The sequence below is a fragment of the Frankia sp. AgPm24 genome (assembly GCF_023243055.1).
GTDB lineage: Bacteria > Actinomycetota > Actinomycetes > Frankiales > Frankiaceae > Frankia > Frankia umida.
In genome coordinates, this window is the sequence record NZ_JALKFW010000184.1 from 1 (window position 1) to 21,095 (window position 21,095).

The 21,095-nt window shown below is 72.9% G+C and carries 21 protein-coding genes; 1 reads left to right on the top strand and 20 read right to left on the bottom strand.

Translation table 11 applies throughout. The features are described 5' to 3' along the window. Positions 1-75: 75 nt before the first annotated feature. From MXD61_RS12940 to rpsB, 6 genes are all read right to left on the bottom strand, one after another. Positions 76-1,359, bottom strand: coding sequence for a PHB depolymerase family esterase (locus MXD61_RS12940; protein ID WP_248813221.1), 1,284 nt, complete (start codon positions 1,357-1,359; stop codon positions 76-78). Positions 1,360-1,417: 58 nt separating this feature from the next. Continuing rightward, entirely contained in the window at positions 1,418-2,647 is a 1,230-nt protein-coding gene (rlmN, locus tag MXD61_RS12945) for a 23S rRNA (adenine(2503)-C(2))-methyltransferase RlmN (protein ID WP_248813222.1), read from the bottom strand. A 94-nt stretch (positions 2,648-2,741) separates the two neighbouring features. Continuing rightward, positions 2,742-3,632, bottom strand: a complete 891-nt coding sequence (locus tag MXD61_RS12950; protein WP_248813223.1) for a phosphatidate cytidylyltransferase — start codon at positions 3,630-3,632, stop codon at positions 2,742-2,744. 54 nt (positions 3,633-3,686) lie between these two features. Continuing rightward, complete coding sequence (gene frr, locus MXD61_RS12955; protein WP_163547021.1) at positions 3,687-4,244, bottom strand: ribosome recycling factor; 558 nt, start codon at positions 4,242-4,244, stop codon at positions 3,687-3,689. A 307-nt stretch (positions 4,245-4,551) separates the two neighbouring features. Next, entirely contained in the window at positions 4,552-5,166 is a 615-nt protein-coding gene (locus MXD61_RS12960) for a translation elongation factor Ts (RefSeq protein ID WP_163547023.1), read from the bottom strand. Positions 5,167-5,313: 147 nt separating this feature from the next. Continuing rightward, positions 5,314-6,324 (bottom strand): 30S ribosomal protein S2, encoded by a 1,011-nt coding sequence (gene rpsB, locus MXD61_RS12965; protein WP_248813224.1) that lies wholly within the window; start codon positions 6,322-6,324, stop codon positions 5,314-5,316. Between the two features lie 1,163 nt (positions 6,325-7,487). On the opposite strand from rpsB, the gene MXD61_RS12970 reads away from it, so the two are divergent. After that, positions 7,488-7,904, top strand: a complete 417-nt coding sequence (locus MXD61_RS12970; RefSeq protein WP_248813226.1) for a murein hydrolase activator EnvC — start codon at positions 7,488-7,490, stop codon at positions 7,902-7,904. A 48-nt stretch (positions 7,905-7,952) separates the two neighbouring features. Here MXD61_RS12970 and MXD61_RS12975 read toward each other — a convergent pair whose 3' ends face one another. The 14 genes from MXD61_RS12975 to ftsY all read right to left on the bottom strand — a co-directional run bounded on the left by MXD61_RS12975 (position 7,953) and on the right by ftsY (position 21,026). After that, complete coding sequence (locus tag MXD61_RS12975) at positions 7,953-8,951, bottom strand: tyrosine-type recombinase/integrase (protein WP_308222743.1); 999 nt, start codon at positions 8,949-8,951, stop codon at positions 7,953-7,955. 79 nt (positions 8,952-9,030) lie between these two features. Then, positions 9,031-10,224, bottom strand: coding sequence for a DNA-processing protein DprA (gene dprA, locus MXD61_RS12980; protein WP_248813228.1), 1,194 nt, complete (start codon positions 10,222-10,224; stop codon positions 9,031-9,033). Further along, positions 10,221-11,777, bottom strand: coding sequence for a YifB family Mg chelatase-like AAA ATPase (locus tag MXD61_RS12985; protein WP_248813231.1), 1,557 nt, complete (start codon positions 11,775-11,777; stop codon positions 10,221-10,223). Before MXD61_RS12985 ends, dprA begins: the two co-directional genes overlap by 4 nt. After that, the gene (locus MXD61_RS12990) at positions 11,777-12,133 is read right to left on the bottom strand and encodes a YraN family protein (RefSeq protein ID WP_248813233.1); all 357 of its coding nucleotides are present in this window, start codon (positions 12,131-12,133) and stop codon (positions 11,777-11,779) included. The genes MXD61_RS12985 and MXD61_RS12990 overlap by 1 nt, the downstream gene beginning before the upstream one ends. 235 nt (positions 12,134-12,368) lie before the next feature. After that, complete coding sequence (locus MXD61_RS12995) at positions 12,369-12,665, bottom strand: DUF2469 domain-containing protein (RefSeq protein WP_163547032.1); 297 nt, start codon at positions 12,663-12,665, stop codon at positions 12,369-12,371. Then, positions 12,662-13,384, bottom strand: a complete 723-nt coding sequence (locus MXD61_RS13000; RefSeq protein ID WP_248813235.1) for a ribonuclease HII — start codon at positions 13,382-13,384, stop codon at positions 12,662-12,664. Before MXD61_RS13000 ends, MXD61_RS12995 begins: the two co-directional genes overlap by 4 nt. An 11-nt stretch (positions 13,385-13,395) precedes the next feature. Then, positions 13,396-14,535: a signal peptidase I gene (gene lepB, locus MXD61_RS13005; protein ID WP_248813237.1), complete on the bottom strand. Its 1,140-nt coding sequence runs from the start codon at positions 14,533-14,535 to the stop codon at positions 13,396-13,398. Between the two features lie 182 nt (positions 14,536-14,717). Further along, positions 14,718-15,074, bottom strand: coding sequence for a 50S ribosomal protein L19 (gene rplS, locus MXD61_RS13010; RefSeq protein WP_163547035.1), 357 nt, complete (start codon positions 15,072-15,074; stop codon positions 14,718-14,720). A gap of 242 nt (positions 15,075-15,316) precedes the next feature. Beyond that, positions 15,317-16,090, bottom strand: a complete 774-nt coding sequence (gene trmD, locus MXD61_RS13015; protein WP_248813238.1) for a tRNA (guanosine(37)-N1)-methyltransferase TrmD — start codon at positions 16,088-16,090, stop codon at positions 15,317-15,319. 42 nt (positions 16,091-16,132) lie between these two features. Beyond that, positions 16,133-16,690, bottom strand: a complete 558-nt coding sequence (gene rimM / locus MXD61_RS13020; protein ID WP_248813240.1) for a ribosome maturation factor RimM — start codon at positions 16,688-16,690, stop codon at positions 16,133-16,135. A gap of 45 nt (positions 16,691-16,735) precedes the next feature. Beyond that, a complete protein-coding gene (locus tag MXD61_RS13025) occupies positions 16,736-16,969 on the bottom strand; it encodes an RNA-binding protein (protein ID WP_163547041.1) in 234 nt (77 codons plus the stop codon). Then, complete coding sequence (rpsP, locus tag MXD61_RS13030) at positions 16,970-17,416, bottom strand: 30S ribosomal protein S16 (RefSeq protein ID WP_163547043.1); 447 nt, start codon at positions 17,414-17,416, stop codon at positions 16,970-16,972. A gap of 313 nt (positions 17,417-17,729) precedes the next feature. Further along, on the bottom strand, positions 17,730-19,328 hold the full coding sequence (ffh, locus tag MXD61_RS13035) for a signal recognition particle protein (protein ID WP_248813242.1): 1,599 nt from the start codon (positions 19,326-19,328) through the stop codon (positions 17,730-17,732). Positions 19,329-19,715: 387 nt separating this feature from the next. Continuing rightward, the gene (gene ftsY / locus MXD61_RS13040) at positions 19,716-21,026 is read right to left on the bottom strand and encodes a signal recognition particle-docking protein FtsY (protein ID WP_248813243.1); all 1,311 of its coding nucleotides are present in this window, start codon (positions 21,024-21,026) and stop codon (positions 19,716-19,718) included. Between the last annotated feature and the right edge of the window lie 69 nt (positions 21,027-21,095).

The following is a 21,095-nucleotide window of genomic DNA, read 5'->3' on the forward strand; positions in this document are numbered from 1 at the left end:
CCCGCCCCGCCGGGCCGCCCCGCCCCGCCGGGCCCCCCCGGCAGGGGCCCCTTCGCCGCCTGCCGCCGGCCCCGTTCAGCGGGCGCGCACGGCCCCGTTCTGGACGGCCGTGGTGGGCGTGACCTGCGGCGCGGGGGCGGTGGTCGCGGGTGTCTGCCCGTCGCCGTCCACCGGTGGGGCCGTGGACCCGCTCGCCGTCGGCGCGGGCGCGGTGGGCGGCGCGCTCGCCCCCGCCGGGCCGCTCGGGGCGGTCGGGGTGGGGGCCTGCGGGGCCACCGACGGGCCCGGCACCGTGGTGCCACCACCGGTGGCGGCGTCACCGCCCAGGTCGGCCGCCGTCGGCGTGTAACCGAAGAAGGTGAGCGCGACGATGGTGGCGTTCAGCGCCATCGACGTCGCACCGCGCTCCGGGCGGGCCTGGGCGCCGGGCCAGGTGTGCCCGCCGGCCTGCATGACCAGCAGCCCGACGTCGCGGTCAGCCGGGCAGCCCGACCACACCGTGCGGGACCAGTCGGCGGTGTCGACCGCCGAGGAGCGGGCGCCCGAGCAGCCCAGCGCGGAGGCGTACCGGGCCAGCCGGTCCGGCGCCGGCTGGGCGACGCTGCCGGTGTACGGCGCCGCCCGTGCCGGCCCGCCACCGTCCAGCGGTGCGATCGGGTCCCCCGCCCCGTGGATCTCCAACAGGCTGGCGGACGGGCGAGCGCACGACGTCGGCAGCACACTCGCCGCCACCGCCACGGCCGCGACGAAGCGACCCGGCAGCCCGCACAGCGCGGTGAGCACCATGTCCGCGCCGTCGGCGTAGCCCACGGTGAAGATCCGCTTGACGTCCAGGCACATCCGGCCGGTCAGATCGTTGAGCAGCAGCCCGCTGAACAGCACGTCGTCGGGCCCGACCGCCGCCGAACGCGGGAAGTTCCACCGGGCGCGCTCCCCGACCGGGAAGGCGACCACGAACCCCGCTCTGGTGCCCTGGTCGGCCAGGTGCGTGTACGCCTCGAGATCGAACGCGCTCTGACCGGTGTCGTGGTAGCCGACGAGCAGCGGCAGCGGCCGCGCCGCGCCACCGGCCGCGCCGGTGGGCACCGCGAGCACGTAGGACCGGGTCACGCCGGCGACCTGCAGCGTGCGGGTACTGACCCCCGAGGGCAGCGTCCGACCGGTCACACAGCCACTGGTCGGCGGCGGGGGAACCGTCGGTGTCGGTGCGGCGGACGACGCCGCGGCCGCCCGCGGACTGTCCGAACCCGCCGGGCCGCCATCGGCCGCGGTCGTCCTCGCCGGGCCCGGCCCGCGCGACATCGCGTACCACAGCAGCACCAGCAGGACGCCCACAGCCGCGATGATCGGCAGCCACACGGTGTTCGTCGTGCGGGTCCGGTGCCGCAGCGCCGCGCGACGTCGGCCCCCCGGCGGACTACCGGAGACCACGGCGCTGAGCCGGTTCGGCGGCCAGTTGGCCGCAGGCGGCAGCGATCTCCCGCCCCCGGGTGTCACGCACCGTCGTGGAGATGCCACGTTCGCGCAACCGGCGAACGAACGCCCGCTGCCCGGACTCCGCGCTGGCCCGCCAGGACGAGCCGGCCGTCGGGTTGAGTGGGATCAGGTTCACGTGTGCCAACTGGCCGGAGAGCAGGGTGGCCAGGGCGTCCGCCCGAGGCACGTCGTCGTTGACGCCATCGATCAACGCGTACTCGATGCTGACCCGCCGCCCGGTGCGCTCGGCGTAGGCCCACGCCGCGGCCAGCACCTCGGCCACCGGCCACCGGTTGTTGATCGGGACCAGTTCGTCGCGCAGTTCGTCGTCCGGCGCGTGCAGGGACACCGCGAGTGTCACCGGCAGTCGCTGCTCGGCCAGCCGGTGCATCGCCGGCACCAGGCCCACCGTGCTGACCGTGAGGCCACGCGCGGACAGCCCGAGCCCCTCCGGCGGCTCCGCCACCAGACGGTGCAGCGCCGCGAGGAGAGCGCCGAAGTTGGCCAGCGGCTCCCCCATCCCCATGAAGACGACGTTCGACAGCCGCCGGTTGCCCTCGCCGAGGTCGCCGCGGCGCAGCGCCCGCGCCGCGTGGACGACCTGCTCCACGATCTCCCCCGTCGACAGGTTGCGGGTCAGCCCGCCCTGACCGGTGGCGCAGAACGGGCAGCCCATCCCGCAGCCGGCCTGGCTGGAGACACAGACCGTGGCCCGGTCCGGATAGCGCATGATCACCGACTCGATGAGCGCGCCGTCCCCGGTCCGCCAGGCGATCTTGCGGGTCTGGCCGTCATCACAGGTCAGCGTCTTGGCCGGGGTGAGCAGCCGCGGCAGCAGCGCCGCGAGCAGCGGCTCACGGATCCGCTCGGGCAGGTCGGTCATCTGCGCGGCCGTGTCGACGTCGAGCAGCCGGGCGAAGTAGTGCCGGGAGAGCTGGTCGGCACGGAAGGCCGGCAGGCCCAGCGAGACGGCGACCGCCCGACGATCCTCCCGGCAGAGATCGGCCAGGTGTCGGACGGGCCGCCCCGTCCGCCGCGACAGGGTCAGGCTGACCGACCGGTCGGCTGGTGCGGATGCCTGCGCCGTGGGGGCCGCTGGCGTGGGGGTCGCCGGCCCGGGTTGGGCTGACCCGGGTTGGGCTGACCCGGATGGGGCGGTCGAGGAAGTCATAGCGGCTCCAGTGTGCCAGCCAGCCGCTGCCCAGACGAATACGGTGATTCGCCCCGGACCCGCGGGGCAGCCCGGACGTCCAGGTCAGCCGACGTCAGTGCAGGAAGGCTGTCAGCAACAGCCAGGAGATGGGAGCGGTGCACAACAGCGAGTCCAGCCGGTCCATGATGCCGCCATGGCCGGGTAGCAGACTGCCCATGTCCTTGATACCGATGTCCCGTTTGAGCAGCGATTCGCCGAGATCCCCGACGGTGGCGGTGGCGGCGGTGGCCAGCCCCAGCAGCATCCCCTGCCAGGCATGAGCCCCCAGCGGCCAGGCGACCACCACCGCGGCGACGGTCACACAGGCGAGCACGGAACCGGCGAAACCCTCCCAGGACTTCCCCGGTGACACACTGGGTGCCAGCTTGTGGCGACCGCCGGAGAGCACGCCGGCCGCGTAGCCACCGATGTCGCTGGCCACCACCGTGCCGATGAAGGCCAGCACCCGAAAGCTGCCCTGGGACGCCCCGGTCAGCAGCGCCGCGAACCCGGCGGGGAAGCCCACATAGGCGGCCACGAACACGATGCCGGCCAGATCACGCAGCAGTCCGTCGCTCGGCCCGAGGACCCGCGTGACGATCGCGGCCGCGATCGTCACCAGCACCGCGGCCAGCAGGCCGTCCAGCCCACCGAGGAAGGCGACGGGAGGGATCACGAACGCACCCACGGCCAGCGGCACGATCGGGATGCGCCGTCCGGTCAGGCGCAGCGCGCGGATGACCTCGACCGTCCCGATCGCGACCGCGGCACCGACCACGACGGTGAACGCCGCACGGACGGTGAACAGCGTGACCAGGATGATCGCGCCCAGCAACGCGCCGACGCCGATCGCCGCCGGTAGGTCGCGTCCCGCTCGGGACCGCCGGGGCGGGGCCGTCATCGGTGCTTCGGAGTTCGCGCTCTGCCCGCCGTCAACCACGGTCGGGCCGTTGACTGCCGTCATGAAGGCTTTCATCCCGACGCAGAAATCCGGTTCGAACAGGGCGACCCGCGCGGATCACACTGACAGCAGATCCGCTTCCTTGAGTCGGAGCAGCTCGTCGACCTGCCCGACATAGCGGTGCGTGGCCTCGTCGAGGTCCTTCTCCCCCCGGCGGCCCTCGTCCTCACCGGCGTCGCCGTCGCGGACGATGCGGTCGATGGCGTCCTTGGCGTGTCGCCGCACGTTACGGATACTGATCTTGGCGTCCTCGGCCTTGCCGCGCGCGACCTTGACCAGGTCCCGGCGACGCTGCTCGGACAGCTCCGGGAAGACGATCCGGATGATTGTGCCGTCGTTGCTGGGGTTGACGCCCAGATCCGAGTCCCGCACGGCCTTCTCGATCGCCGCCAGTGACGACTTGTCGTACGGCGTGACGATCACCATGCGTGGCTCGGGGATGTGGAACGACGCGAGCTGCTGTACGGGTGTCAGGGCACCGTAGTAGTCCACCACGATCTTGGAGAAGACCGCGGGGGTGATACGGCCGGTACGGATGTTCGCGAAGTCCTCCTTGGCGACCGTGACGGCCTTCTCCATCTTCTCCTCAGCATCGAGAAGTGTGTCGTCGATCACCGCAGTTCCTTCCGTCCGCTGCTCGCTACGATCACGATGCTCGCACAGCCGTCCGACGCAGTGTCCCGTACCGGCTCACCGCCGGGTGGCCCGGGGTGGCACGCCACGCCACGGTCGATGCATCCCACCCGCCGGTGGGTGCCGGCCGGGGCTCCGGCTGGAGGCCCGGCCGGAGCACCGGCCGGGGCCCGGCAACGCGAAACCGGCGGGTGGTCAGGTCGACCACCCGCCGGCTGGTCCGGTCTGATCCGATCCGATCCACGGTTCCCCGCGGCCGACCGGGTCAGCGCGACCGGTGCGCCCGTGCTCAGGCCTGCCGGATGTTGAACCGGGAGAACCTGGCGATCTCGATCTTCTCGCCCAGTGTCGCGCCGGCCTGGTCGACCATGGCCCGGATCGTGAGCTTTCCGTCCTTCACCCAGGGCTGGTCCAGCAGGACGCTGGCCTTCACGTAGCCGTTGACCCGGCCCTCTACGATCTTCGTGATCGCGGCCTCGGGCTTGCCCTCTTCCCGCGCGGCCGCCTCGTAGATCTTCCGCTCGGCCTCGAGCACCTCGTTGGGGATCTCGTCGGCGTTCACGTACAGCGGGTCAGCAGCCGCGATGTGCTGCGCGAGGTCACGGGCCAGCTGCTTGAAGCCCTCGGTCTTGGCCACGAAGTCCGTCTCGCAGCGCACCTCGACCAGCACACCGAGGGTCGGCGGGAGCTGCGGGTCGGTCCGGTGCAGGTAGGACTCGACCAGGCCGTTGGCGGCGCTGCGGGCGGCACGCTTGGCGACCTGCGCCTTGCCCTTCTCCCGCAGCCAGGCCTTTGCCTTCTCGAAGTCGCCGTCGTGGTCGACCAGCGCCTTCTTGACGTCGCTCATCCCGGCCCCGGTCAGTTCGCGGAGCTTGCGGATGTCAGCAACGGGGATGTCTGCCATGGTGCTCTTCTCGTCGGTGAGATCGAATGCTGTCGTTGTCCAGACCGGGGCGCGCGGCACCGCGGGGTCGGATCAACGGTCTCACGAGCTGTCCGCCCATGCCGCCGTGGGCCGACCCGCCTCGGAGCCGCCCGGCCCCGAGGGGGATCAGACCGCCGAACCGACCGGGGCCTGGGGCTCGCTCTCGGCCACCACGGCAGCCGCGTCGTCGACCACGGGCGTCTCGGTGGCCGCGCTCGCCTCGGTGACCGCGGGCGTCTCGGTGACCGCAGGCGCGTCGCTGGCCGCCTCGGCATCGGTGGCCGGGGCTGCCTCGGCATCGGTGGCCGGGGCCGCGTCGGCATCGGTGGCCGGGGCCGCGTCGGCCGTCGGCGCCGCGCCCTCACCGCGCAGCACCGCCTGCTCCCACTCGGCCAGCGGCTCGTTGCCCGTCGCCGGCTCGGGCTTGGCGTCCGCCGAGCTCGAGGCGCCGGCCCGGGACATCAGACCATCGGCGACCGCGTCCGCGACCACACGGGTCAGCAGGGCGGCGCTGCGGATGGCGTCGTCGTTGCCCGGGATCGGGTAGTCGACCTCGTCGGGGTCGCAGTTGGTGTCGAGGATGGCGACCACCGGGATACCCAGCTTGCGCGCCTCACCGACCGCGATGTGCTCCTTCTTCGTGTCCACGACCCACACGGCGCTCGGCACCCGGCTCATGTCACGGATGCCGCCGAGGGTCCGCTCGAGCTTGGCCTTCTCCCGGCTCAGCACGAGCTGTTCCTTCTTCGTGCGGACCTCGGTGCCGCCGGTGACCTCGATCTCCTCGAGCTCCTTGAGCCGCTGGAGCCGCTTGTAGACGGTGGAGAAGTTGGTCAGCATGCCACCGAGCCAGCGCTCCTTGACATACGGCATCCCGACCCGCGCGGCCTGCTCCTCGATGGCCTCCTGCGCCTGCTTCTTCGTGCCGATGAACAGCACCGTGCCGCCGTGGGCCACGGTCTCCTTGACGAAGTCGTACGCGCGGTCGATGTACGAGAGGGTCTGCTGCAGGTCGATGATGTAGATGCCGTTACGCTCTGTGAAGATGTAACGCTTCATCTTCGGGTTCCAGCGCTTGGTCTGGTGCCCGAAGTGAACGCCGCTCTCCAGCAGCTGCTTCATCGTGACGACGGCCATGGCACGTCGCTCCTCTCCGCCCGGCCGCAGCCGGACGCCTCGGTTGTGACGGCGCCGCCCCGCGGCTGGCGCCCCTGACGCCCGTGGTCATGGCCATCGCAGGTGCGATGGACCGAGGCGACCCTCCCGAGAACCTGCCCCGCGGGCTGTTCCGCCAGCAGCGATACCGGCGGTCAGACCAGCTGCGGGCCGGTCGGAAGTGGGCGTGCGAACTGGGTTCGGAGACCGATCCCTGTGGTCATGGTACCCGCCCGAGCGCCGGGGTCTCAGCGGCTGTCACCCCACGCCGGGACCCCCGTCACCGGCCGCGCGGACCGGCATGTCGGCGCGGCCGGCGCGACCGTCGAATCGATCTTGGACAAGGCGGCGTACCAGCCCCGTCCACAGCCTGCCCCGGGACGGCGACCCTGCCGCTATCCCGCAACGGTTCGTCCCGCTGTCGCCGCATCGCAGGTCAGCGGCGTGACCGCGGCCTTCCCCGCGCAAATTGTCCACAGCGCGAAACATCGTGCTTTCCAAGCCGTGGAATTACCCGCACCGTGGAACGCGGTCGACCCGCCGCGTCGCGGGTCGACCAGCGGCGGCCGGGAGCACCCCGGACCATCCCGGCCGCCGCACCTCCCCCGACCCCGGAGGTCGTTGCCCATGCCCCGCACGCCCCGTCCCGATCCGTGGTGGTTCGTCGTGCCGACGTTGGCCATCCTGATCGCCCTGGGCTGGCCTTCGCGCCTGCCGGTCAACCCTCGAGCGGACCCGCGAGCCACCGTCCTGTCCGAGCGGCCGGCACTCGCGGCGGGCCGGGCCGAGGTGGCCCCGCCGCCCCGGCCCGGCCCGCCGCGTGGCGCTGTCGCCGTGGTCGATCCGATCCGCCAGGCCCTCGCGCCGCTGGCCCACCCGGCCGTGCCGAACGCGACGCCCGCCACGATGCCGGTCACGATGCCGGTCGCGACGGCCACCCCAGGTGGCTCGATCACCCACCTGACCCCCGATCCTCTCCCCGGGCCGAGTGTTACCAGGCCCGGGGCTTCCAGGCGACCGGCCCTGCCCCCGCCGGTCGCTACCCGTCCGGGCATCCCCTGGGCGTCGCCGCCTCGCCGACGGTCGGGATACCCGCACCGGCCGCGAGCGGCTCGGCTACGGCTGCTGGCGGGTCCCGACCCAGGTTGGGATGGCCGCTACCCGGGCCGGTCGCCGTCAGCCGCGCCTTCGAGCGACCGGCGACGCCCTTCGGTCCCGGGCACCGCGGCGTTGATCTGCCCGCCCCGCCCGGCGGCCCGGTGATCGCGGCCGCCGACGGCACGGTGAGTTTCGCCGGGCCGGTGGCGGGCCGCGGCGTGGTGACGGTCACGCACGGCGAGCTGCGTACGACCTACGAACCCGTGCTTCCCACCGCCCAGGTCGGCGCGGTACTGCGCGCCGGTGAACCGCTGGGCACCCTGCTGGCCGGTCACGGCGGTTGCCCGGCTCCGGCCTGCCTGCACTGGGGGCTGCTCCGCGGCAGCGAGTACCTGGATCCGCTGGGCATGTTCCGTCGCGTCCCACCCCGCCTGCTACCGCTGGGCGGCGTCAACGCCAGGTAGGAGCACCGCCTCGCCAGGCGGCGCGGAACAGGCGCATCCCCGGGTCGGTCAGGCCCGGGGATGCGCCTGTTCGAAGGCCGCCCGGAGCCGTTCGGGCGTCACATGGGTGTAGATCTGCGTGGTCGCGAGACTGGCATGGCCGAGAAACTCCTGGACCGAACGCAGGTCGGCGCCCCCCTCGAGCATGTGCGTCGCCGCCGAGTGGCGCAGCCCGTGCGGGGTCAGCCCCGCAGGCAGGGCGGCGTCAGCCATACGTAGCCGCAGCACCCGCCGCACGGCGCGCGGATCGAGGCGTCCACCGCGCTGACCCAGCAGCAGGGCCGCCCCCGCGGCACCGGTCGACAACCATGGTCGCCCGGCCCGCAGCCAGGCGCGCAGGGCCGCCGCGGCTGGCACCCCGAAGGGCACACTGCGTTCCCGGCCGCCCTTGCCCCGCACCCGCAGCAGGCGCCGCTCCTCGTCCACGTCGCCGAGGTCGAGGCCACACAGCTCGGAGACCCGCAGCCCGCTGCCGTACAGCAGCTCCAGCACCAGGTCATCGCGCAACGCGACAGCGCGCCGGGTCCGCGCCGCCGCCTCACGCTGCTGGCCCACCCCCGCGGCCGATGCCGGCGGCGGCGAGGCCGGGGGTGCCGAGGCGAGCAGGGTTCTGGCCGCCTCGGCGCTGAGGATCTGCGGGACCTGGCGGACCGTGCGCGCGCCGACCAGGCGGGCGGCGACATCCTCGGTGAGATAGCCACGGCGGGCGGCGAAGGCGCAGAAGACCCGCGCCAGTGAGGCCCGACGCGCCAGCGTGGCCGGGGCGACCCCGGCCACGCGCATGGCGGCCAACCAGCCGCGCAGAAGGTTCAGATCCAGCTCGGCGAGATCGGCGGCCCCGGCCCGTGCCGCGTGCGCGCGCAGACCCGCGAGGTCACCCAGATAGGCCCGGACTGTCTGCGGGGACCGGTTGCGCTCGGCGATGAGATGGCGCCGGAAGGCCAGCGTCGCCTCGGCCCAGCCCTGGCCGCCGGCACCCGCCTCCGCGGGTTCCTGTCCTGCCGTCACGTCCTGTCCTGCCGTCACGTCCAGGACGGTGCCGGTGGCCGGGCAACCCGTCAAGGCCTGCGCGCGGGCCGGCCGAACCTCACTGCCGGCGGGTGGTGGACGGGGCCCGGCCGAGTTCGGTGAGCCGGTATCCCCCGGGCACCGCGTCGACGAGCCCCTCGACGACCAGCGGCCCCAGCATCGCCAGCACGTCCTGGGGTCGCAGGCGCAGCGCACCGGCCAGTGCGGACAGTCCGATCGTGGCCCGGGCGGGCATCGCGTCCAACAGCTCCCGGACGATCGCGGACAGCCCGTCGCGGGCGTCGCGGGCGTTCTCGCGCCCGGCGAACGAACCGACGTCGGCGATCTCCTCGCAGATGTCGTCGGCGCTGGTCACGAGAGTGGTCTGCTCCCGGAAGTCGCGTAGCAGCCGATGACAGCCGGCGCTGGTGGAGCTGGTCACCGGACCCGGCACGGCCAGCACCTGACGCCCGAGTCGCCGCGCGTGCGCGACGGTGTTCAGCGCCCCGCTACGCAGCCCCGCCTCGACGATCACCGTTGCCCGGCACAGCGCGGCGATCACCCGGTTGCGGGTCAGGAAGCGGCGCCGAAACGGCGGTGTGCCCGGCGCGATCTCGCTGATGACGGCGCCGACGTCGGCGATCTCGGCCAGCAGCCGCGCGTGCGCGCCCGGGTAGGGCACATCGACACCGCCGGCGAGCACCGCGATCGTGCGGCCGTGGGCGGCCAGCGCCGCCCGGTGGGCGGCGGCGTCGATGCCGAAAGCGGCTCCTGACACGATCGTCCAGCCACGTTCGGCCAGGTCGAAGGCGATCTCGCCGGCCAGATGGAGCCCGTAGCTCGTCGCCGCCCGACACCCCACCACCGCGACGCTCCTCGCCGCGAGCTCCTGCGGATCCGCCGGACCACGCACCCACAGACACAACGGCGCGCCCGGCAGCGCGCCGCCCCGCTCCCCGGGCAGGCGATCCAGGGCGTCCAGCGAGGTCGGCCACTGCGGATCACCGGGGCACACCAGGCGGGCCCCCACCCGGGCGGCGGCCTCCAGATCGCGGTGTGGGTCGACCCCCGGGTGCGCCGCCCGGGCCCGCTCCCACACCGCCGCGGCACCGAACCGGCCCACCTCGAGAGCCACCGCGCGCCGCTCCGGGCCGTAGGCGCGGGACAACGCGACCCGGGCGAGCCGCTCCGGGCTCGACGCGTCGCCACCGGCCGCCCCGATCGGCCCCGGCCGGACCGGCTCCGGCTCGGCGGACTCGCCGCGCGCACTCATCTCGCCCACCCGGGCAGCCGCAGATCGAGGGCCGCCCCGACCTGCTCGGCTCCTGGCTGCGACCGATCGGCGAGATCGGCGAACGTCCAGGCCAGGCGCAGCACGCGGTCGAACCCGCGCAGGGTCAGCAGGCCCCGTTCAAGGGCCCGTTCAGCCGGCGCGACCACCCTGCGGGGCAGCGGCCAGTCGCGGCGCAGCACCGGACCGGGCACCTGGGCGTTGCACCGCCATGGGGTGGCGGCCCATCGGGTGGCCGCCCGTTCGCGGGCTCGCGCGACCCGGGCGGCCACCGTGGCTGTCGGCTCGCAACGCCGCGCGTCGGCGCGCAGCTCGGCCCGGCTCGGCACACTGAGCGCCACCTGGATGTCGATGCGGTCCAGCAACGGCCCGGACAGCCGGGCGAGGTAGCGCCGACGGACCAGGCTCGGGCACTCGCAGGCCGCCGAGCGCGACCCCTGCGCCTTCGCGCACGGACATGGATTGGCCGCGAGAACGAGCTGGAACCGCGCCGGGAAGCGGGCGGTCACCCGGGCCCGGGCGATCTCGATCGTGCCGGTCTCCATCGGCTGGCGCAGCGCGTCGAGGCTTGATCTGCCGAATTCCGGAGCCTCATCGAGGAACAGGACGCCGTGGTGCGCCTGGCTGGCCAGACCGGGTCGTACCACCGCCACACCCGAACCGACCAGCGCCGCGGGCGTGGCACTGTGATGCGGGTTGCGATAGGGCGGCCGGGTGATCAGCGGGGCCTCGACCGGAAGCTGCCCGGCCACCGAATGGACCGCGGTGACCTCCAGGGCGGCGCCGCGGTCGAGATCGGGCAGCAGGCCCGGGAGCCGGTCGGCGAGCATCGTCTTGCCGCTGCCGGGTGGGCCCTGCATGTACAGGTGGTGGCCGCCCGCCGCGGCGACCTCCACCGCCAGGCGCCCCCGGCTCTGCCCGACCACCTCGGCCAGGTCACCCGCCTCGTCCGCCGGCATGCCGGGTGGGGCCGCCGCGGCCCCCGGGCTGCGCGGTGAAGCCTCCCGGACCGGGGCGGGCGCCGCTCCCCGGAGCATGGCGAGCACTCCGGCGAGATCCTCGGCCGGCTCCACCCGGGCGCCAGGCACGAGTGCGGCCTCGGCGGCGTTCGCCGCCGGCACGACCATCCGCTCGATACCAGCCCGGGCCGCGCGAAGCACCGCTGGCAGCACCCCCCGCACCGCCCGCACCCGCCCGTCGAGGGCCAGTTCCCCCAGGAAGAGCCACCCGCGCAGGGCGTCGCGGGGCACCACCGCGGCCGCACCCAGCACCGCGACCGCCATCGCCAGGTCGAATCCGCTGCCCGCCTTGGGCAGCGTCGCGGGAAACAAACCGATGGTGATGCGCCGGTCCGGCCAACGTTCGCCGGAGTTGACCACGGCGGCACGAATCCGGTCCCGTGCCTCGTGCAGGGCCGTGTCGGGCAGGCCGACCAGGGTGAGGCGGGGCAGGCCGGCGGCCAGATCCGCCTCCACCTCGACCAGGTGACCCTCGACGCCCAGGACGGCCACCGCCTGCGTGCGTGCGAGCGCCATCAGAACGCCCCACGCAGGTGCTCGACGCTGACCGGACCCTGCCGCGGCCGGAACACCAGCACCACGTCGAAGCGCACCGGGGACGGCGGATGTGGATGCTCGGCGAGCCAGCGTGCCGCCAGCCGGCGGATCCGGGCGGCCTTGGGGCCCACCACCGCTTCCGCCGCGGACCCGAACCTGGTGCTCGACCTGGTCTTGACCTCGCAGAACACCAGAGCGCCACCGTCGCGCACGACGATGTCGAGCTCGCCGTCGCGGCAGCGCCAGTTGCGGTCGAGGATCGCCGCCCCGGCCTGGGCCAGGTGCCGGCAGGCGACCTCCTCGCCGAAGCGACCCAGCTCGTCCTTAGCCCGCATCGTCGCGCTCCCGTCCGCGGCGGGGCATTCGCCCGCCTGTCGGACCTCAGCGTCCGCGCGATCCGGGAGCCGAACCAGCGACGGTCACCGGCCTGTGGACACGACGACGCTGTCCACAGGCCCACTCCCGGCACGCGGACCGCCGCAGGACGAATCCGACCCACAGAGCCAGATCAGACAGGGGCGACCATCCGCGGAACGACCATCCGCGGGACGAGCATGGGGAGCGGACGGTTCAGAGCTCCGCCTTGGTCAGCTCCTCGACGTTGATGTCCTTGAACGTCACAACTCGGACGTTCTTCACGAATCGTGCTGGACGGAACATGTCCCAGACCCAGGCGTCACGCAGGGTCAGCTCGAAGAAGACCTCTCCGTCCCCGCTGTTCCTGATCTCGATCTGGTATTCGTTCGCGAGGTAGAACCGACGCTCCGTCTCGATGACGTACGAGAACAGACCGACGACATCGCGATACTCGCGATAGAGCTGAAGCTCCATCTCGGTCTCGTACTTTTCGAGATCTTCCGCGCTCATGCGTACTCCGTGACGCCGGGCAGGCTGGTCGCAAGCACCGTGTCCTCCAGGCGCGAAGATCGGGCGTCCCCCGTCGGCGTCGCGTGCGCAGCCACGTTCACGTACGACTTCCGATGCTCGTCACACGGCCCGTACCGCGCCAGCGCCGCCGTGTGGGCCGCGGTGACGTATCCCTTGTGTTGCGCGAAATCGTACTCGGCATAACGCGTGTGCAACGCCCGCATGATCCGGTCCCTCGTCACCTTCGCCACGATCGAGGCCGCCGCGACACACGCGGCGACCCGATCCCCCTTCACCACCGCCAACGACTCCGTGCCGAAGCCGGCGACCGGAAACCCGTCGGTAAGGACATAACCGGGCCGCTGGTCCAGGCGCGCGACCGCACGGCGCATTCCGGTGATGTTCGCCGCGTGCACACCGACCTGGTCGATCTCGGCCGCGGAGATCACGATCGCGGCCCAGGAGACCGCTGCGAGCATGATGTCGTCGAACAGCCGCTCCCGCACCGCCTCGGTCAGCAGTTTCGAATCCGCCAGCCGTCCCAGTCGCCGTCCGCCGTCCGCCGGCAGCACCACGGCGGCCACGACCAGCGGGCCGGCACAGGCACCCCGCCCGGCTTCGTCGACTCCCGCCACCGGGCCCAGCCCGCGGCGCGTCAGGGCGCGTTCATAGCCGAACAGGCCCGCGTCACGGCGCACCGTGGCCCGCCGCGGTGTCATGGACAACAGCGTCACCCGTCCCGGCCCCGACCTGCGACCTGGGCCGCCTGGTCCCAACGCCGCCGCGAGCGCCATGCCGGCGCCACACCGATGGACAGTGCCACCAGCGTCGGCCCGTCGGCCGAGATCGGCTCCGAGCCGGACGGATCCGCCGGGCCGGCCGAACCGCCGGCCGGCCCCAGGGCGGCGGGACTGGGCGCGCTCGGCCGCGGCGTGACACGCGAGGACGATGACGTCGCCGCGGCGGGGATGCCGCTGAAGGTGCCGGGGACACCCAGGAAACCGAACCGGTTCAGAGGCCAGACCCGCACGAACGCCCGTCCGACGACCTTGCTCTGCGGGACGGGTCCGTTCTGCCGGGCGTCCGAGGACGCGCCGCGATGGTCACCCATCACCCACAGGTAGCCGTCGGGCACCTTCACCGGGCCGAAGCGCTGGTAGTCGTTCTCGTAGACGTAGGGCTCGTCGAGGGGATGGCCGTTGACCGTCACCCGGCCCTCCGCGTCGCAGCAGGCGACAGTGTCCCCACCCACGCCGATGACCCGTTTGATGAAGTCCGTCTCGCTCGGGGCGCCGAGGCCAAGCAGGCGCTGTACATCCCGAACCAGGCGACTGACGACGTTCGTCGGCTTGGGAACGATCGACTCCTGATGGTCGAATCCGGTGCCCTTGCCATTGAAGACCACCACCTCGCCCCGATGGACGTCGCGGAAGTGGTACACCACCTTGTTCACCAGGACGCGGTCGTTGATCAGCAACGTCCGTTCCATGGACTCGGACGGGATCCAGAAGGCCTGGACCAGCAGCGCCTTGATGAGCAGCGCCAGCAGGAAGGCCACCAGCACCAGAACCGGCAGCTCGCGCAGGAACGAGCCGCGCCCACGCGGACCGGAGCCACGCGGGTCGGAGCCAGGGCGTCGATCCGCGTCGGTCCTACCCGTGTCGCCCGCGTCCGAGCCGCCCGCGTCCGAGCCGCCCGCGGGCGGACGCCCACCTGGGCCAGCCCCGGCGTCGTCGGTGGCGGACAGCGCACCGCTCGGGTGTGGGGGCTCGGCCGCGAGCGGGTCCGCACCCGCCCAACCGTCGGCGTTCGACTCGTCACCGTCCGCATGTGAATGTGGACGGTGACCACCCGGGCTCGCTGCGTTCACTCCGCCACCTCGCTGGTTCGGCCGTCAGAGCTCATCGGACCGGCCGACGTGCCAACAGCCGCCCTCGCGACGACGTTGCGGACCGTGACTCCCATCTTGGTCCAGAAACGAGGTCAACACGCGGACGGAGTGCCGGCAAGTCGCCAACCAGGACTCAGGCGGGACACGGAGGATCGAGATCCTCAGCGCGCGATCGGCTCGCGCTTCTCCTTGATCTTCGCGGCCTTGCCGCGCAGCTGACGAAGGTAGTAGAGCTTGGCGCGCCGCACATCACCGCGCGACACGATCTCGACCTTGGAGACGATCGGGCTGTGCACCGGGAAGGTGCGCTCCACCCCGACGCCGAAGCTCACCTTGCGCACGGTGAAGGTCTCCCGCACGCCACCGCCCTGGCGGCGGATGACGGCACCCTGGAACACCTGGATGCGCTGACGGTTTCCTTCGACCACCCGCACGTGAACCTTGAGGGTGTCGCCCGGCCAGAACTCGGGCACGTCGGTCCTCAGCGACTCGGCGTCGAGGCTGTCCAGGGTGTGCATGGCAGTCGCTTCCTGAAGAAAGTGGGGGTGGATCGCCCGGCGACCGATGGCCGCAGCGAACGATCCGTGTTCGAACCCGACCCGGACCACATGTCGACCTACGCCACCGCGGGCATCCCGCGGGGAGCGACCAAGCAGGGGTCACCGAGCCGGCCACGAACCGGCGGACACTGCATTCTACTGTGCCACACGCGCGGGTGACCCGACCGTGCGACCCAGAGTGGTCGCGCTTCGTGGCGGGGTCAGTCGGTTTCGCGATCGGCCCGGCCGGCGCCGTCACCGGTGGCTCCGGCGGCGACCTCAGCGGCGGCACGGTTCGCTGTCCCCGCCCGGGTGGCCTCGGCCAGCAGGTCCGGGCGGCGCTGGCCGGTACGCGTGAGTGACTGCTCCCGCCGCCAGCGCGCCACCGCGCCGTGATCGCCCGAACGCAGCACGGCGGGAACCTCCATGCCCCGCCAGACCTGCGGCCGGGTGTACACCGGCGCCTCGAGCAGCCCGTCGGAGAACGAGTCCTCGGCGGCCGACGCGCTGTTGCCGAGCACACCGGGCAGCAGCCGAGCCACCGCTTCCAGGATGACCAGGGTCGCCACCTCACCGCCGGCGAGCACGTAGTCCCCGATGGAGATCTCGTCGTCGGCCCAGGCCTCGACCACCCGGGAGTCGATGCCCTCGTAGCGACCGCAGCAGAACACCAGCCACGGCTCCCGCGCCAGCTCCTCGGCCTTGCGCTGGGTGAAGGGCACCCCGGCCGGGGTGGGGACGACGACGCGCGGCCGGGACCCGGGGACGGCAGCGGAGATCTCGGTGAGCGCGGCGTCCCAGGGTTCTGGGCGCATGACCATCCCCGGCCCACCCCCGTAGGGCGCGTCATCAACGGTGCGATGCAGATCGCTGGTCCAGGTGCGCAGGTCGTGCGCCCGCACGTCGAGCGTCCCGCGTTGCTGGGCCCGCCCTACCAGCGACAGCCGCAACGGCTGCAGGTAGTCGGGAAAGATGGTGACCACATCGGCACGCATCACGAGGCTCCGCTGGGACGTGGACTGGCCCGCCAGCCCGGATCAGTCAAGCTCCAACAGACCCGGCGGCGGGTCGACCACGATGCGCCCGGCCACCGGATCCACCGTCGGGACGATCTCTCGAACGAACGGGACGAGATGCTCGCCGCCGCCTGGGCGTGCGATGGCGAGCAGGTCTCCCGCCGGGGAGTGGATGATGTCGGTGACCCGCCCGAGCGGCGCGTCGGTGGTCGTCACGGCCGCGAGGCCGACCAGGTCGCGATCCCACCAGAGATCGGCGGGATCGCCGTCGGCGCCACCGTCGGCGTCGTCGTCGGCCGGCGATCCGGCGTCGGAGGCGTCGATGGTGAGCAGCACGTTGCGCAGGGTCTCGGCCGCGACACGATCGCCGATGCCCTCGAAGCACAGCAGCAGACGGCCCGAGTGCCACCGGGCATCGGTGACGGTGAGGGCCGCACCGCCGCCCGCACGCCCGAGGACCGCACCGACCGTGAACCGGCGCTGCGGCAGGTCCGTGCGAACCTCGATCGTGACCTCGCCGCGCACGCCGTGCGGTCTACCGACCCGTCCGACGACGATCGGGTCGTCGACGCCGGCCATCAGCCGGCGCCGATGACAGGACGGGGGGCGCTGCGCGGACGACGACTAGCGGTCCACATCGACGACGTCGATCCGCAGCCCGCGGCCACCGACACCGCCCATGACGGTGCGCAGGGCGCGGGCGGTCCGCCCGCGCCGACCGATGACCTTGCCGAGGTCATCCGGATGCACCCTGACCTCAAGAGTGCGGCCACGGCGGCCGTTGTTGAGGTCCACGCGGACATCGTCGGGATGCTCGACGATGCCGCGCACGAGATGCTCGAGGGCAGCTTCCAGCACCTACTGCCCCGCGGCCGTCGACGCGTCTGCGGCCGGAGCCTCGGCACCCTCCGCCGGCGCGGCCTTCTTCGCCTTCTTCGGAGTGGTCGCCGGACGGTCCTCGGCACCGGCGGCGGCCCGGGCGGCGGCCTGGAAGACCTCACGCTTGTCGGGCTTGGGCGCGGCGACCAGCATCGGCGGCGGTGCCGGCAGGCCCTTGAACTTCTGCCAGTCACCGGTGACCTTGAGGATGGCCACGACCGGCTCGGTGGGCTGGGCACCGACCGACAGCCAGTGCCCGACCCGGTCGGCGTCGACCTTGATGATGCTCGGGTCGGACTTGGGGTGGTACTGCCCGATGGCCTCGATGACCCGACCGTCCCGCTTGGTGCGGGCGTCGGCGACGACGATGCGGTAGTGCGGCTCGCGCATCTTGCCGAGGCGCTGCAATTTGATCTTGGTTGCCACGGTGGTCGTACGACTCCAGACGTATCGGTGACCGCCGGGCCCCACGTGGGTGCGGAGAAATCGGCGGCGGGGAGAGCACCAGCGCCGGAACGGCCACTCGGACGACGTCACCCTACGCGGGGAAGCTCTGCGGGTGGACCAAGGATCATCCACGCAGGGTCATCCACTCAGGGTTCTTCCGGGGCAGCCACACCGACGCTGGTAGGCAGGGCCTGCACTAGAGCTTACAGTCTGCCAGACCTCGTGCGGGTCGGGTGCCACCAGCATCGCGGCACCCGACCCGGGGCACCGTCACGGATGCCACCCGGGCTGGTCAGCGACCGCCACGACGCGAACCTCGCGGCGCCGGTCCACCCGGTCCGCCACCCGGCCCGCCGAGCCCGCCCTGCCCTCGCATGAGGGCGGCGAGATCCGGCATGCCGTCCGGCAGGCCGCCGGGCAGCGCGGCGCCCGGGGCGAACGGGTCGGCCGGGGTCGCCTTCGGGTTCTGCGCCCTGGTGGCCTCGGCCGCGCGCGCCGCCGGGTTGCCCTTGCGGTTGGCCCCCTTGCCCTTCTTGGGCGCCTTGCGTGCCGAGGCCTTGCCCCGGCCCCCCAGCGCCCCGGGCAGGCCCATGCCCCCGGCCATCTGGCGCATCATCTTGCGGGCCTCGGCGAACCGGTCGAGCAGCTGGTTGACCTCGGTCACCGTCACCCCGGAACCACGGGCCACCCGGGCCTTGCGCGACGCCTGCAGAATGCGGGGATCCTGGCGCTCGGCCGGTGTCATCGACCGGATGATGGCCACCACCCGGTCGACGTCACGGTCGTCGACCTGCGCGAGCTGCTCCTTCATCTGCCCCATTCCGGGGAGCATGCCGAGCAGGTTGCCGATCGGACCCATCTTGCGTACGGCGAGCATCTGGTCGAGGAAGTCCTCGAGGGTGAACTCCGAGGCGGCCATCTTGGCCGCCATCGCCTCGGCCTGTTCGACCTCGAAGGCCTTTTCGGCCTGCTCGATCAGGGTGAGGACGTCACCCATGCCGAGGATGCGCGACGCCATCCGCTCCGGGTGGAAGACGTCGAAGTCGTCCAGTGCCTCACCGGTGGAGGCGAACATGATCGGACGGCCCGTCACCTGGGCGACCGACAGCGCCGCGCCACCGCGGGCGTCCCCGTCGAGCTTGGTGAGCACCACACCGGTGAACCCGACCCCGTCGGCGAACGCGCTGGCCGTCGCGACCGCGTCCTGGCCGATCATGGCGTCGAGCACGAAGAGGATCTCGTCCGGGGAGACCGCGTCGCGGATGTCGGCGGCCTGGCGCATCAGCTCCTCGTCGACACCGAGCCGACCGGCCGTGTCGACGACGACCACGTCGAACACGTGTCGGCGGGCATGCGCGAGGGCGTCCCGGGCGACCCGGACGGGGTCGCCGACGCCGTTGCCGGGCTCGGGGGCGTAGACCTCCACCCCGGCCCGGGAGCCGACCACCTGCAGCTGGTTGACCGCGTTCGGTCGCTGCAGGTCGGCCGCGACCAGCAGCGGGCTGTGCCCCTGGTCCCTGAGCCAGCGGCCGAGCTTGCCGGCCAGGGTCGTCTTACCGGTGCCCTGGAGACCGGCCAGCAGAATGACCGTCGGGGGGGTCTTGGCGAAGCGCAGCGTCGTCGTCCCGCCGCCGAGGATCGCGACGAGCTCCTCGTTGACGACCTTGATGACCTGCTGCGCGGGGTTCAGCGACGTGCTGACCTCGGACCCGCGCGCCCGCTCCTTGACCGCCGCCACGAAGGAACGCACCACGGGCAGGGCGACGTCGGCCTCGAGCAGGGCGATTCTGATCTCGCGGGCGGTCGCGTCGATGTCCGCATCGGTCAGGCGACCCCGACCACGCAGCGACGTGAAAACCTTGTCGAGGCGGCTGGAAAGGGTGTCGAACACGCGCACACTCCGAGATCGCAGGCGGACCGCAGGCACCAGCGTACGCACCCGACGACGAGGACAACACACCCGCGGCCGATCACCCGTCGCGGACACCGCCGCCGCGGACGCCCGGTCGCCGCGGGACGCGCGCGACCCGGCGAGGCGCACCCGCACGGACCCCGACCTGGTCGGCACCGGCCGGATCCGCCCTCTGCGCTGAGGACGGCGAGTCGCCTCGCCGGACGCTGACCCCCCGGCCCGTACCGCGCTGGGGACGCCTGTCGCGACGCGCCGGGAAACCTCCCGACTGCACTCCGCGATGAAGCGTAGATCACATCGACGGCGACGGGAAGTCCTTGACCCACGACACTTTGTGGTCCCCGCGGCCGGCCTGGTCGGCCGGGTTCAGGCGGGGTCGCCGAGCAGGGCGTCCACGAACGCCTCGGGCTCGAACGGCGCCAGGTCGTCCGGGCCCTCGCCCAGGCCGATCAGCTTCACCGGCACCCCGAGTTCGCGCTGCACCGCGATGACGATGCCGCCCTTGGCGGTGCCGTCCAGCTTGGTCAGCACGACCCCGGTGAGATCCACCGCCTCGGTGAAGACCCGGGCCTGCACGACCGCGTTCTGCCCGGTGGTGGCATCCAGCACGAGCAGTACCTCGTCGACCGGACCCTGCTTGCCGACCACTCTTTTGATCTTGGCGAGCTCGTCCATCAGACCGGCCTTGGTGTGCAGCCGGCCGGCGGTGTCGATCAGGACCGTGTCGGCCTCCGAGGTGATACCGGTGCGGACCGCGTCGAAGGCGACCGACGCCGGGTCGCCGCCCTCGGCCCCACGCACGGTCCGCGCGCCGACCCGTTCACCCCAGGTCTGCAACTGGTCCGCCGCCGCGGCCCGGAAGGTGTCGGCGGCGCCGAGGACCACCGATCGCCCGTCCGCCACCAGCAGACGGGCGATCTTGCCGCAGGTGGTCGTCTTGCCGGTGCCGTTGACCCCCACCACCAGCACCACGGCCGGCCGGTCGGGCACCGCCGTGAGCAGGGTGCGGTCCATGCTCGTGCCGACCTGGGCCAGCAGTTCGTCGCGCAGCATCTGGCGGGCCTGCGCCGGTGTGCCGGCACCCAGCACCCTGGTCCGTTCGCGCAGGGCCGCCACGAGTTCGGTGGTCGCCGCCACGCCGACGTCCGCACCCAGCAGCGTCGCCTCGACGTCCTCCCAGGTCTCCTCGTCCAGCCGGTCGCCGGACAGCAGCGACAGCAGGCCACGGCCCAGCGCGTTCTGCGACCGGGACAGCCGCAGTCGCAGCCGGACCAGGCGACCCGCGGCCGGCTCCGGCACGTCCGTCGGGGGACGCTGCTGGGGCGGGCCCACCGGCGTGGCCGGCTCGGCCGTCGTCGCCGCGCCACCGCCCGAAGCACCGGAGAGCAGATCAGCGGACGGCGGGGAACCGGCCGCCGCGGGCTGCGCGACATCGACACCGGCACCGGCCTCGGCACCGGCCTCGGGGGGCGCGGTGGCGGACGTCGGTTCCCCCGTGTCCGGCCCGGTCAGCGTCAGGTCGGCGGAATCGGCTCCCGGTCGCGTCAGAAGGTCCGGTCCGGAACCGGTCACCCCCGGCCGCCGACGGGGGCGCCTGCGCACCGCGCTGCCCACCGCGAGCCCCGCGGTGGCCACCACGACGACGGCGAGAACGACGATCAGGATGAGGAGCTCCACACCCCGATCCTGACAGATCCGCGGACCGACCCGGCACGCTCACCCGGGTGGGACACCCGCCCGGGTGGC

Bases quoted from the DNA above. Each gene is read 5' to 3' on its own strand.
- MXD61_RS12990 (WP_248813233.1), bottom strand. From the start codon at position 12,133: ATGCGGGCTAAGGACGAGCTGGGTCGCTTCGGCGAGGAGGTCGCCTGC.
- MXD61_RS12960 (WP_163547023.1), bottom strand. From the start codon at position 5,166: ATGGCAGACATCCCCGTTGCTGACATCCGCAAGCTCCGCGAACTGACC.
- dprA (WP_248813228.1), bottom strand. From the start codon at position 10,224: ATGAGTGCGCGCGGCGAGTCCGCCGAGCCGGAGCCGGTCCGGCCGGGG.
- MXD61_RS13000 (WP_248813235.1), bottom strand. From the start codon at position 13,384: ATGACACCGCGGCGGGCCACGGTGCGCCGTGACGCGGGCCTGTTCGGC.
- trmD (WP_248813238.1), bottom strand. From the start codon at position 16,090: ATGCGTGCCGATGTGGTCACCATCTTTCCCGACTACCTGCAGCCGTTG.
- rimM (WP_248813240.1), bottom strand. From the start codon at position 16,690: ATGGCCGGCGTCGACGACCCGATCGTCGTCGGACGGGTCGGTAGACCG.
- MXD61_RS12995 (WP_163547032.1), bottom strand. From the start codon at position 12,665: ATGAGCGCGGAAGATCTCGAAAAGTACGAGACCGAGATGGAGCTTCAG.
- MXD61_RS12985 (WP_248813231.1), bottom strand. From the start codon at position 11,777: ATGGCGCTCGCACGCACGCAGGCGGTGGCCGTCCTGGGCGTCGAGGGT.
- rlmN (WP_248813222.1), bottom strand. From the start codon at position 2,647: ATGACTTCCTCGACCGCCCCATCCGGGTCAGCCCAACCCGGGTCAGCC.
- MXD61_RS12950 (WP_248813223.1), bottom strand. From the start codon at position 3,632: ATGACGGCAGTCAACGGCCCGACCGTGGTTGACGGCGGGCAGAGCGCG.
- rplS (WP_163547035.1), bottom strand. From the start codon at position 15,074: ATGCACACCCTGGACAGCCTCGACGCCGAGTCGCTGAGGACCGACGTG.
- rpsB (WP_248813224.1), bottom strand. From the start codon at position 6,324: ATGGCCGTCGTCACGATGAAGCAGCTGCTGGAGAGCGGCGTTCACTTC.